Consider the following 12,017-nt stretch of genomic DNA (forward strand, 5'->3'; position numbering starts at 1 on the left):
GGCCGGTGAATATCATGCGAGGCACGCTTGCTGCGTGGAGCTTGCTTCAGAGGGTAGCTAATTGAACGATATGGCAAAGAATTTGATCCTGTGGTTGATCATCGCGGCTGTCCTTGTGACGGTGATGAACAACTTCTCCAGCCCGAACGAGCCGCAGAACCTCAACTATTCCGAGTTCATCCAGCAGGTCAAGGATGGCAAGGTCGAGAAGGTTTCTGTAGACGGCTACGTCATTACGGGCAAGCGCAGCGATGGCGACACCTTCAAGACCATCCGCCCGAACATCCCGGACAATGGCCTGATCGGTGATCTGGTCAGCAATAACGTCGTGATCGAAGGCAAGCAGCCTGAGCAGCAGAGCATCTGGACCCAGTTGCTGGTGGCCAGCTTCCCGATACTGGTGATCATCGCGGTGTTCATGTTCTTCATGCGCCAGATGCAGGGCGGGGCGGGCGGCAAGGGCGGCCCGATGAGCTTCGGCAAGAGCAAGGCGCGTCTGTTGTCAGAAGATCAGGTCAAGACGACCCTGGCTGACGTTGCCGGTTGCGACGAAGCCAAGGAAGAAGTGGGCGAGCTGGTCGAATTCCTCCGCGATCCGGGCAAGTTCCAGCGCCTGGGCGGTCGGATTCCGCGCGGCGTGCTGATGGTCGGCCCTCCGGGTACCGGTAAAACGCTGATCGCCAAGGCCATTGCCGGCGAAGCCAAGGTTCCGTTCTTCACGATCTCCGGTTCCGACTTCGTCGAGATGTTCGTGGGTGTTGGTGCGAGCCGCGTTCGCGACATGTTCGAGCAAGCCAAGAAACACGCGCCATGCATCATCTTCATTGACGAAATCGACGCGGTCGGTCGCCATCGTGGCGCCGGCATGGGCGGTGGTCATGACGAGCGTGAGCAGACTCTCAACCAGTTGCTGGTCGAGATGGACGGTTTTGAAATGAATGACGGCATTATTGTCATTGCCGCAACCAACCGCCCTGACGTACTGGATCCGGCGCTGCTGCGTCCAGGTCGTTTCGACCGCCAGGTGGTTGTAGGTCTGCCGGACATTCGTGGCCGCGAGCAGATCCTCAAGGTTCACATGCGCAAGGTGCCAATGGGCGAAGACGTCAACCCGGGCGTTATCGCTCGCGGTACGCCGGGCTTCTCCGGTGCGGACCTGGCTAACCTGGTCAACGAAGCTTCGCTGTTCGCTGCTCGCTCCGGCAAGCGCGTTGTAGAGATGAAAGAGTTCGAACTGGCCAAGGACAAGATCATGATGGGCGCCGAGCGCAAATCGATGGTCATGTCCGATAAGGAAAAGCGCAACACGGCTTACCACGAGGCGGGTCACGCTATCGTCGGTCGTCTGGTGCCAGAGCATGATCCGGTCTACAAGGTTTCCATCATCCCGCGCGGTCGTGCGCTGGGTGTGACGATGTTCCTGCCGGAAGAAGACCGTTACAGCCTGTCCAAGCGTGCGTTGATCAGCCAGATCTGCTCGCTGTACGGTGGTCGTATCGCGGAAGAAATGACTCTGGGTTTCGATGGCGTCACAACCGGTGCCTCCAATGACATCATGCGTGCCAGCCAGATCGCCCGGAACATGGTCACCAAGTGGGGTCTGTCTGAAAAGCTCGGCCCGCTGATGTACTCGGAAGACGAAGATGCAGGTTACCTGGGGCGCGGCGGCAGCCAGAACTCCAGTGTTTCCGGCGATACTGCCAAGCTTATCGACTCCGAAGTGCGCAGCATCATCGATCACTGCTATGGCACCGCCAAGCAGTTGTTGACGGACAATCGCGACAAGCTGGAAGCGATGGCCGACGCGCTGATGAAGTATGAAACCATTGATGCCGACCAGATCGACGACATCATGACCGGTCGTACTCCGCGCGAGCCGCGTGACTGGGGTGGTGGTTCAGGTACCAACGGTACTCCGATCACGCCTGACCCTCGTCCGGAAACTCCGATTGGCGGCCCTGCTGCCGAGCACTAAGGTCTGACATGACATCTGCGCTGTACCCAACCCGGTTGCCTTGCGGCAACCGGGTTCTTGATTTGGCCCATACGCACGTGATGGGCATCCTCAACGCAACCCCAGACTCATTTTCCGATGGCGGCCGCTACAGCCAGCTCGATGCGGCGCTGCGTCACGCCGAGGCAATGGTGCAGGCTGGCGCGACGCTTATCGATATCGGTGGCGAGTCAACGCGTCCAGGCGCGCGTCCAGTCTCTGCATCTGAAGAGGTCGAACGTGTGGCCCCGCTGGTCGAGGTCATCGCGCGCGAGCTGGATGTGATCATCTCGGTGGATACCTCCACGCCTGAGGTCATGCTGGCGACGGCTGGGCTGGGTGCCGGGCTCATCAACGACGTTCGCTCGCTGCAGCGCCCAGGCGCGCTTGAGGCGGCCGCAAGCACCGGTTTGCCGGTCTGTCTCATGCATATGCTGGGCGAGCCCGGAACCATGCAGAATGACCCGCACTACGATGACCTGGTGGGCGAGGTCTGTGCCTTCCTGGCTGAGCGCATGAAGCAGTGCGTCGCTGCAGGCATCGGTCAGCAGCAGATCATTCTTGATCCGGGCTTTGGCTTTGCCAAGACACTGGAGCACAATCTGAGCCTGTTCAATCATATGGAAGCGCTGCATGCGCTCGGCCGGCCTTTGCTGGTGGGTGTTTCGCGCAAGAGCATGATCGGTGCTGTGCTGGGGCGTCCCGTCGACCAGCGTCTGTCCGGCGGGCTCGCCCTGGCGGTTCTGGCGATGGCCAAAGGGGCAAGAATTCTACGTGTGCATGATGTCGCCGAAACGGCTGACGTGGTGCGCATGATCGCAGCTGTCGAAGCAGCTGAATAACAACAGTGGGGCATCCATGACTACCAGAAAATATTTCGGAACCGACGGCATTCGCGGTCGTGTAGGGCAATTCCCGATCACTCCCGAGTTCATGCTGAAACTGGGTTGGGCCGCCGGCATGGCTTTCCGCAAGATGGGCGCCTGCCGGATTCTCGTCGGCAAGGACACGCGCATCTCCGGCTACATGTTCGAGTCGGCCCTCGAGGCCGGCCTCTCCGCTGCGGGCGCTGACGTTCTCTTGCTGGGCCCGATGCCGACACCGGCCATCGCCTACCTGACACGTACCTTCCATGCCGAGGCAGGCATCGTCATCAGCGCCTCGCATAACCCGCACTACGACAACGGCATCAAGTTCTTCTCCGGTCAGGGCACCAAGCTCCCTGACGAGATCGAAATGATGATCGAAGAGCTGCTCGACGCACCGATGACCGTGGCTGAGTCCGAGAACCTCGGCAAGGTCTCGCGGATCAACGATGCGGCCGGGCGTTACATCGAATTCTGCAAAAGCAGCGTGCCTACCAGCACCGACTTCGCCGGCCTCAAGGTCGTCATCGACTGCGCTCACGGTGCGACCTACAAGGTGGCGCCCAACGTATTTCGTGAGCTGGGCGCGCAGGTCGTGGTGCTTTCCGCGCAACCTGACGGGCTCAACATCAACAAGGACTGCGGCTCTACGCATATGGAAGCCCTGCAGGCGGCCGTGCTTGCCGAGCATGCGGATATGGGCATCGGTTTCGACGGTGACGGCGACCGCGTGTTGATGGTCGATCACACCGGGACCATCGTCGATGGCGACGAATTGCTCTACATCATCGCCCGCGACCTGCATGAGCGGGGTCGCTTGCAGGGCGGCGTCGTCGGCACATTGATGAGTAACCTGGGGCTTGAACTGGCCCTGGCCGAGCAGGGCATTCCCTTTGTTCGGGCCAATGTCGGTGACCGTTATGTGATCGCCGAACTGCTCGAGCGCAACTGGCAGATTGGCGGTGAAAACTCCGGTCATATCGTCTGTTTCCAGCACGCTACCACCGGTGACGCGATTATCGCCTCATTGCAGGTGATACTGGCCCTGCGTCGCAGTGGTGTAAGCCTGGCTGAGGCGCGTCTGAAATTGCGTAAGTGCCCGCAAATCCTGATCAATGTGCGCTTCGCCGGGTCGGCTGTTGACCCGGTTTCGCATCCGTCGGTCCAGGAGGCTTGCGCCCGTGTCACCGAGCAGATGGCCGGGCGTGGCAGGGTGCTGCTGCGCAAATCGGGTACCGAGCCGTTGGTGCGCGTCATGGTCGAAGGCGAGGACGAAACGCAGGTCAGGGCGTACGCCGAAGAACTCGCAAAACTGGTTACTGAAGTTTGCGCCTGATTTCGGCTTGCCAGTGTCGGAACTGTTGGGTAACATCTGCGCCCACTTTGACCCACGAGGTGTAGCATGCGTCGCCCAATGGTAGCTGGTAACTGGAAAATGCACGGTACCCGCGCCAGCGTCGCTGAGCTGATCGAGGGTTTGTGCAAGCAGTCGTTGCCAGGCAGCGTCGATATCGCCGTGATGCCTGCCAGTCTGTTTACCTGTCAGGTGGTCGATGGGCTCAAGGCCACGTCGATCATCGTCGGTGCGCAGGACGCAGCCATTCAGGCTGAGCAGGGCGCGCTGACGGGTGAAGTTGCATCTAGCCAGCTGGCTGATGCAGGTTGCAAGCTGGTACTTGTCGGGCACTCCGAGCGTCGTCAGTTGATTGGCGAACAGGATGATGTTCTGAACAAAAAGTTTGCGGCAATCCAGGCGAAAGGTCTGACACCTGTGCTTTGCGTAGGTGAAACCCTGGAAGAGCGCAAGGCGGGGCAAACGCTTGAAGTGGTAGGGCGTCAGCTGGACAGTGTTATCGCCGAGTTTGGCGTCAATGCACTGGTCAACGCCGTCATTGCCTACGAGCCGGTCTGGGCCATTGGCACCGGATTGACTGCTTCGCCTCAGGAAGCGCAGGAAGTGCACGCAGCCATCCGTGCGCAACTGGCAAAAGAGAATGCCGAAGTCGCACAAGGCGTGCGACTTCTCTATGGCGGCAGCGTGAAGGCGGCCAATGCGGTCGAGCTCTTCAGCATGCCGGATATCGATGGGGGGCTCATTGGTGGAGCTTCCCTGAATGCAGATGAGTTCGGTGCGATCTGTCGCGCCGCGGGAAACTGAAAAAATGCTGGAAACAGTCGTAATCGTTTTTCACCTGTTGGGCGCTCTGGGCGTTGTCGCTCTGGTATTGCTGCAGCAGGGTAAAGGTGCCGACGCAGGCGCGTCGTTCGGAGCAGGTGCATCAAATACTGTCTTCGGAGGTCAAGGAACCTCTACCTTTCTCAGTAAGTTTACTGCTATACTTGCGGCATGTTTTTTCATAACCAGCTTGGGGTTAGGTTACTTTGCTAAAGAGAAAGCTCAACAGCTGACTCAGGTAGGTTTGCCAGACCCGGCAGTACTGGAAGTGAAGCAAAAGCCGGCAGCAGATGATGTACCGGTTCTCGAAGGGCAAAAGCCAGCCGCTGTTCCAGCTGACGTACCTCAAGCCCCAGAGAAGAAGTAATACAGAATTCGGCGATGTTCGTGAGGTCGCCAAAAAGAGTTGTAATGCCGAGGTGGTGGAATTGGTAGACACGCAACCTTGAGGTGGTTGTGCCCATAGGGTGTAGGGGTTCGAGTCCCCTTCTCGGTACCAATTAACAGGAGAGCCCGCACTAGCGGGCTTTCTTGTAGGTGGATGTTGGATTGACCCAGCAATGGATCGGTCGTATACTTCCGCCCCAGCTTTGTCGCGGGGTGGAGCAGTTTGGTAGCTCGTCGGGCTCATAACCCGAAGGTCGTTGGTTCAAATCCAGCCCCCGCAACCAGTTTTAGCGGAGCCCCTTTTAAGGGGCTTTTTGTTAGCTGGACAGTACATGACGTCGATGTTCAGCGGCGTTTTCAGGGATGGGCTTTTGCCCATTTTTTTATTTCTAAAGCATGCACGAGGGGGTTCAGGTGTCGAGCAAGCTAGAACAGTTGCAGGACTTGTTGGCCCCAGTGGTCGTGGCCCTTGGCTACCAATGCTGGGGAATCGATTTCAGTTCCCAGGGCAAGCATTCGGTGCTGCGCATTTATATCGACAAGGAAGGGGGCGTTCTGGTCGACGACTGTGCAATCGTCAGTCGCCAGATCAGCGGTGTGTTGGACGTAGAAGATCCAATCAGCACCGAGTACACCCTTGAAGTATCTTCTCCTGGCATGGAGCGCCCGCTGTTCACTATTGAGCAGTTTGCTTCGTACGCCGGGGAACAAGTGAAAATAAAGCTGCGTTCACCTTTCGAAGGTCGACGCAACTTTCAAGGCCTTCTCCGCGGGGTGGAGGAGCAGGATGTCGTGGTGCAGGTTGAAGACCATGAGTTCCTGTTGCCGATCGACATGATCGACAAGGCCAACATTATTCCCACGTTTGACTGAGACGTGCCGGTTACTGCGGATCCCGCGGATCCAATGGCTTGCGAAAGGCGAGGCGTACGATGAGCAAAGAAGTACTGCTGGTTGTTGAGTCGGTGTCCAATGAAAAGGGCGTTCCGGCTAGTGTCATTTTTGAAGCGCTGGAGCTGGCTCTGGCCACCGCTACCAAGAAGCGTTTTGAAGATGAAGTAGAACTGCGTGTAGAGATCAATCGCCAGACAGGCAACTACGAGACTTTCCGTCGCTGGACAGTTGTCGAAGACGAAGATCTGGACGATCCTGCTTACGAATTGGCTGTTGATCAGGCCCAGGCGAAAAAGCCGGGTGCTGTTGCAGGCGACCTGATCGAAGAAAAAATCGATTCCATCGAATTCGGTCGTATCGCGGCGCAGACCGCCAAGCAAGTCATTGTGCAGAAAGTTCGCGAAGCCGAGCGTGCTCAGGTAGTCGATGCCTACCGCGAGCGTCTGGGTGAAATCATTTCTGGTACTGTTAAAAAGGTTACACGTGACAATGTCATCGTTGACCTGGGTAACAATGCCGAAGCCTTGCTGGCTCGTGAAGACATCATTTCCCGGGAAACTTTCCGGGTCGGTGTTCGCGTCCGTGCTCTGCTGAAGGAAATTCGCACCGAAAACCGTGGCCCTCAGCTGATCCTGTCGCGTACTGCGCCAGAGATGCTGATCGAGCTTTTCCGCATTGAAGTGCCGGAAATTGCCGAAGGTCTCATCGAGGTGATGGCTGCCTCCCGTGACCCGGGTTCTCGTGCGAAAATCGCTGTTCGCTCCAAGGATAAACGAATCGACCCGCAAGGTGCCTGTATCGGCATGCGCGGTTCGCGAGTTCAGGCTGTTTCCGGCGAGCTGGGTGGCGAGCGTGTGGATATCGTTCTTTGGGACGATAACCCGGCGCAGTTCGTGATCAATGCAATGTCCCCTGCAGAAGTAGCGGCAATCATCGTAGATGAAGACGCGCATGCAATGGATATCGCAGTGGGAGCGGACAACCTGGCCCAGGCTATTGGTCGTGGCGGTCAGAACGTGCGTCTGGCAAGTCAGCTGACTGGCTGGACCCTGAACGTAATGACCGAATCGGACATCCAGGCCAAGCAGCAAGCTGAAACCGGTGACATCCTGCGCAACTTCATCGAAGAGCTCGAAGTCGATGAAGAATTGGCACAGGTGCTGGTTGATGAAGGCTTCACCAGCCTGGAAGAGATTGCCTACGTACCGTTGGAAGAAATGCTCAACATCGACGGCTTTGACGAAGACATCGTCAACGAGCTTCGCGCTCGTGCCAAGGATCGTTTGTTGACTAAAGCCATCGCTACAGAGGAAAAGCTGGCAGACGCCCATCCGGCCGAAGACCTGCTCTCGCTTGAGGGTATGGACAAGGATTTGGCGATGGAACTGGCGGTGCGCGGCGTAATTACCCGCGAAGACCTGGCCGAGCAGTCTATAGATGACCTGCTCGACATCGACGGCATTGACGATGATCGTGCCGGCAAGTTGATCATGGCCGCCCGAGCCCACTGGTTCGAGTAATTGGGCGCGGCCTGAGGAGAGAAGTGCATGACGCAAGTCACGGTGAAAGAACTGGCCAAAGTGGTCGACACACCGGTAGAGCGCCTGTTACAGCAGATGCGTGAGGCAGGTCTGCCGCACACCGCCGCCGAGCAAGTTGTGACCGATAACGAAAAACAAGCCTTGTTGACGCACCTGAAAAGCGGTCACAAGGCCAAGGTGGAAGAGCCTCGCAAGATTACCTTGCAGCGCAAGACCACCAGCACCCTGCGCGTTGCTGGCAGCAAGAGCATCAGCGTTGAAGTGCGCAAGAAGAAAGTCTTTGTGCAGCGTAGCCCGGAAGAGATCGAAGCCGAGCGCAAGCGCGAGATGGATGAACGCCGTGCGGTAGAAAACGCCGCCCGTCAAAAGGCTGAAGAAGAAGCCAAGCGTCGCGCTGAAGAAGATGCGCGCAGCCAGCCTGCTGCCAGCCAGTCGGCTCCGGCTGCTGCCGAGCCTGTTGCCGCCGCCGAGCCTGTGCGCGAAGCAGCGCCAGCCGCTGCTCCGGCACCGGCCAGCGCCGCGCCTTCTGCCGATGCTCGCAAGCGTGACGAACAGCGTCGCCCTGACAAGCCTCGTGCTGACGACCGCAACGCCCGTGGCGGCGACGGCGAGCGTAAAAACGCTCCGCATCGCGCTTCGGTCAAGGAGAAGGCTCCGGCCCCTCGCGTTGCTCCTCGCACTACCGACGAGGAAAGCGACAGCTTCCGTCGTGGTGGTCGTGGTAAGGGCAAGCTGAAGAAGCGTAACGCGCATGGTTTCCAGAGCCCTACCGGCCCGGTCATCCGTGACGTTGCCATTGGCGAGACCATCACTGTCGGCGAATTGTCGGCACAGATGTCGGTCAAGGCCGCTGAAGTCATCAAGTTCATGTTCAAGATGGGCACCCCGGTGACCATCAACCAGGTACTGGATCAGGAAACTGCCCAGTTGATCGCTGAAGAGTTGGGCCACAAGGTCACGCTGGTCAGCGACAACGCTCTGGAAGATTCCCTGGCTGAATCGCTGAAGTTCGAAGGTGAGTCGTTCTCCCGTGCACCGGTTGTGACCGTAATGGGCCACGTCGACCATGGTAAGACCTCGCTGCTCGACTACATCCGTCGTGCCAAGGTTGCAGCTGGCGAAGCCGGCGGCATCACCCAGCACATTGGTGCCTACCACGTTGAAACCGAGCGCGGCATGGTCACGTTCCTCGACACCCCGGGTCACGCCGCGTTTACCGCCATGCGTGCTCGTGGTGCCAAGGCAACGGATATCGTGATTCTGGTTGTTGCAGCTGACGATGGCGTGATGCCTCAGACCATCGAAGCTGTTCAGCACGCTGTTGCGGCTGGTGTTCCGCTGGTTGTTGCGGTGAACAAGATCGACAAGCCTGGTGCTGACCTCGATCGTATCCGCAGCGAGCTGTCGGTCCATGGCGTGACGTCCGAAGAGTGGGGCGGTGATACGCCTTTCGTTTCGGTCTCCGCGAAGATGGGTACTGGCGTCGACGAATTGCTGGAAGCTGTTCTGCTGCAGGCCGAAGTCCTGGAACTCAAGGCAACCCCGTCGGCCCCTGGTCGTGGTGTTGTTGTCGAGTCCCGTCTGGACAAGGGTCGTGGCCCGGTCGCTACTGTTCTGGTTCAGGACGGTACGCTGCGTCAGGGCGACATGGTGCTGGTCGGTTCGAACTTCGGCCGCATCCGCGCCATGCTCGACGAGAACGGCAAGCCGGTCAAAGAAGCAGGTCCTTCGATTCCGGTCGAAATCCTGGGTCTTGACGGTACACCGGACGCTGGCGACGAGATGAGCGTGCTGTCGGACGAGAAGAAAGCCCGTGAAGTGGCTCTGTTCCGTCAAGGCAAGTTCCGCGAAGTCAAACTGGCCCGTGCTCACGCTGGCAAGCTGGAAAACATCTTCGAGAACATGGGTCAGGCAGAGAAGAAGACGCTCAACATCGTCCTCAAATCTGACGTACGCGGTTCCCTCGAAGCGTTGAACGGCGCCTTGAACGGCCTGGGTAACGACGAGGTGCAAGTGCGCGTGGTCGGTGGCGGTGTCGGTGGTATCACCGAGAGCGACGCTAACCTGGCACTGGCCTCCAACGCTGTACTGTTCGGCTTCAACGTGCGTGCCGATGCTGGCGCGCGCAAGATCGTCGAGCAGGAAGGTTTGGACATGCGTTACTACAACGTGATCTACGACATCATCGAAGACGTCAAGAAAGCCCTCACCGGCATGCTTGGCAGCGACGTCCGGGAGAATATCCTGGGTATCGCCGAAGTCCGCGATGTGTTCCGTTCGCCGAAATTCGGCGCGATCGCAGGGTGCATGGTTCTGGAAGGCACCGTCTACCGTAACCGTCCGATTCGTGTTCTGCGCGAAGACATCGTTATCTTTGAAGGCGAGCTGGAATCCCTGCGCCGCTTCAAGGACGACGCTGCCGAAGTACGTGCAGGCATGGAATGCGGTATCGGCGTCAAGAGCTACAACGACGTCAAGGTCGGTGACAAGATCGAAGTCTTCGAGAAGGTCCAAGTGGCTCGCAGCCTCTAAATCGCGAGCTTCAGGAGTCATGGTGGGAGCCTCGCATGCAAATGCCCTGCTTTCCCCATGGGCTCTAAACGCAACGCCCGGTCTGGCAATTGTCAGGCCGGGCGTTTGCCGCTTTCAGACTGTCAGGGTTTGGTCCCGGATCAGTAACAGGTAACAAGCATGGCAAAAGAATACAGCCGTACCCAACGTATCGGCGATCAGATGCAGCGCGAACTGGCGCAGCTGATCCGTCGCGAAATCAAGGACCCACGCGTGGGTCTGGTCACCATCACCGCCGTAGACGTCAGCCGTGACGTGGGTCATGCGAAGATTTTCATGACCGTCATGGGCCAGGACAGCGCCGAAGAGATCGCGCAGACCATCAAGGTGCTCAACTCTGCCGCAGGTTTCCTGCGCATGCAGCTGGCCCGCGAAATGAAGCTGCGCAGCGTGCCTCAACTGCATTTCCACTATGACGAAAGCGTCGTGCGTGGCGCGCATCTCTCGGCACTGATCGAGCGTGCCGTGGCAGAAGACGGTCAGCATCAGGAAGGCCCTGCATCGGCGGATGCAAAGCCTGAAAGTACCGAGGAATAAAGAGTGGCTCAGGTCAAGCGTATACGCCGCAATGTCAGCGGGATCATCCTGCTCGACAAGCCACTGGGTTTCACCTCCAACGCCGCTCTGCAAAAGGTTCGCTGGCTGCTCAACGCCGAGAAAGCCGGTCACACCGGCAGCCTCGATCCTCTGGCAACGGGCGTTCTGCCGTTGTGCTTTGGTGAGGCGACCAAGTTCTCTCAGTACCTGCTCGATTCGGACAAGTCCTACGAGACCCTGGCGCAACTGGGCAAGACCACTACCACTGCCGACTCTGAAGGCGAGGTTTTGCTCACGCGTCCGGTGACCGTTGGTCGCGACGATATCGAAGCGGCTCTGCCGCATTTTCGCGGACAAATCAGCCAGATACCTCCCATGTACTCGGCCCTCAAGCGTGATGGCCAGCCACTTTACAAGCTGGCACGTGCAGGGGAAGTAGTGGAGCGCGAGCCCCGTTCTGTTACTATTGCGCGCCTGGAATTACTTGCTTGCGAAGGTGACACAGCACGTCTGTCCGTCGATTGCAGCAAAGGCACCTATATCCGCACGCTGGTCGAGGATATCGGTGAGAAGCTTGGTTGTGGTGCTTACGTCGCAGAGCTGCGTCGTACCCAGGCCGGGCCTTTCACGCTGGCTCAGACAGTGACGCTGGAAGAGCTCGAGCAGGTGCATGCCGACGGCGGCAATGAAGCGGTTGACCGTTTCCTCATGCCATCGGACAGCGGTCTGCTGGACTGGCCGCTGTTGAAGTTTTCGGAACACAGTTCGTTTTACTGGTTGCATGGTCAGCCAGTACGCGCGCCGGACGCACCGAAATTCGGTATGGTTCGCGTGCAGGATCACGAAGGTCGCTTCATCGGTATCGGTGAAGTCGCCGAAGACGGGCGCATTGCGCCGCGTCGCCTGATTCGGTCAGAGTGACCGAAACCAGTCCAGCCGCCGGCTTGCCGGCGAGTGGGGTGGAACGAGGATGGCTGTCAACAGGCACGGTCATACCTCATTTTTTTAATACGAGGATCTGTCCTCGGCCTGTTGGAAACGTTTCTCCGGAA

Annotated in this window: 10 protein-coding genes and 2 tRNA genes; all 12 read left to right on the forward strand. The window is 58.5% G+C overall.

What is annotated here, in order from left to right; genetic code table 11:
* Positions 1–70 precede the first annotated feature (70 nt).
* Positions 71–1,975, forward strand: coding sequence for an ATP-dependent zinc metalloprotease FtsH (gene ftsH / locus KBY02_RS02000; protein WP_003313633.1), 1,905 nt, complete (start codon positions 71–73; stop codon positions 1,973–1,975).
* 8 nt (positions 1,976–1,983) lie between these two features.
* Positions 1,984–2,835, forward strand: a complete 852-nt coding sequence (gene folP, locus KBY02_RS02005) for a dihydropteroate synthase (RefSeq protein ID WP_225649735.1) — start codon at positions 1,984–1,986, stop codon at positions 2,833–2,835.
* A gap of 16 nt (positions 2,836–2,851) precedes the next feature.
* Positions 2,852–4,195, forward strand: a complete 1,344-nt coding sequence (gene glmM / locus KBY02_RS02010) for a phosphoglucosamine mutase (RefSeq protein ID WP_024659418.1) — start codon at positions 2,852–2,854, stop codon at positions 4,193–4,195.
* A gap of 66 nt (positions 4,196–4,261) precedes the next feature.
* On the forward strand, positions 4,262–5,017 hold the full coding sequence (gene tpiA / locus KBY02_RS02015; RefSeq protein WP_011268882.1) for a triose-phosphate isomerase: 756 nt from the start codon (positions 4,262–4,264) through the stop codon (positions 5,015–5,017).
* A gap of 4 nt (positions 5,018–5,021) precedes the next feature.
* Positions 5,022–5,402 (forward strand): preprotein translocase subunit SecG, encoded by a 381-nt coding sequence (gene secG, locus KBY02_RS02020; RefSeq protein ID WP_003313628.1) that lies wholly within the window; start codon positions 5,022–5,024, stop codon positions 5,400–5,402.
* A 46-nt stretch (positions 5,403–5,448) separates the two neighbouring features.
* Positions 5,449–5,534, forward strand: a tRNA-Leu gene (locus KBY02_RS02025).
* A gap of 95 nt (positions 5,535–5,629) precedes the next feature.
* Positions 5,630–5,706 (forward strand) — tRNA-Met (locus KBY02_RS02030).
* Between the two features lie 130 nt (positions 5,707–5,836).
* Positions 5,837–6,295 (forward strand): ribosome maturation factor RimP, encoded by a 459-nt coding sequence (gene rimP / locus KBY02_RS02035; protein ID WP_002555126.1) that lies wholly within the window; start codon positions 5,837–5,839, stop codon positions 6,293–6,295.
* 59 nt (positions 6,296–6,354) lie between these two features.
* Positions 6,355–7,836 (forward strand): transcription termination factor NusA, encoded by a 1,482-nt coding sequence (nusA, locus tag KBY02_RS02040; protein ID WP_003340582.1) that lies wholly within the window; start codon positions 6,355–6,357, stop codon positions 7,834–7,836.
* 27 nt (positions 7,837–7,863) lie between these two features.
* The gene (gene infB / locus KBY02_RS02045) at positions 7,864–10,389 is read left to right on the forward strand and encodes a translation initiation factor IF-2 (protein WP_024639744.1); all 2,526 of its coding nucleotides are present in this window, start codon (positions 7,864–7,866) and stop codon (positions 10,387–10,389) included.
* A gap of 159 nt (positions 10,390–10,548) precedes the next feature.
* Positions 10,549–10,965: a 30S ribosome-binding factor RbfA gene (gene rbfA, locus KBY02_RS02050; RefSeq protein WP_011268880.1), complete on the forward strand. Its 417-nt coding sequence runs from the start codon at positions 10,549–10,551 to the stop codon at positions 10,963–10,965.
* A 3-nt stretch (positions 10,966–10,968) separates the two neighbouring features.
* The gene (gene truB / locus KBY02_RS02055; protein WP_003400189.1) at positions 10,969–11,886 is read left to right on the forward strand and encodes a tRNA pseudouridine(55) synthase TruB; all 918 of its coding nucleotides are present in this window, start codon (positions 10,969–10,971) and stop codon (positions 11,884–11,886) included.
* Positions 11,887–12,017 lie beyond the last annotated feature (131 nt).

The sequence above is a fragment of the Pseudomonas sp. P129 genome (assembly GCF_020312195.1).
GTDB classification, from domain to species: domain Bacteria; phylum Pseudomonadota; class Gammaproteobacteria; order Pseudomonadales; family Pseudomonadaceae; genus Aquipseudomonas; species Aquipseudomonas fragariae.

What these genes read in the sequence shown, in the direction of transcription:
- ftsH (WP_003313633.1), top strand. Translation starts at nt 71, where the DNA reads ATGGCAAAGAATTTGATCCTGTGGTTGATCATCGCGGCTGTCCTTGTG.
- folP (WP_225649735.1), top strand. Translation starts at nt 1,984, where the DNA reads ATGACATCTGCGCTGTACCCAACCCGGTTGCCTTGCGGCAACCGGGTT.
- glmM (WP_024659418.1), top strand. Translation starts at nt 2,852, where the DNA reads ATGACTACCAGAAAATATTTCGGAACCGACGGCATTCGCGGTCGTGTA.
- tpiA (WP_011268882.1), top strand. Translation starts at nt 4,262, where the DNA reads ATGCGTCGCCCAATGGTAGCTGGTAACTGGAAAATGCACGGTACCCGC.
- secG (WP_003313628.1), top strand. Translation starts at nt 5,022, where the DNA reads ATGCTGGAAACAGTCGTAATCGTTTTTCACCTGTTGGGCGCTCTGGGC.
- nusA (WP_003340582.1), top strand. Translation starts at nt 6,355, where the DNA reads ATGAGCAAAGAAGTACTGCTGGTTGTTGAGTCGGTGTCCAATGAAAAG.
- infB (WP_024639744.1), top strand. Translation starts at nt 7,864, where the DNA reads ATGACGCAAGTCACGGTGAAAGAACTGGCCAAAGTGGTCGACACACCG.
- rbfA (WP_011268880.1), top strand. Translation starts at nt 10,549, where the DNA reads ATGGCAAAAGAATACAGCCGTACCCAACGTATCGGCGATCAGATGCAG.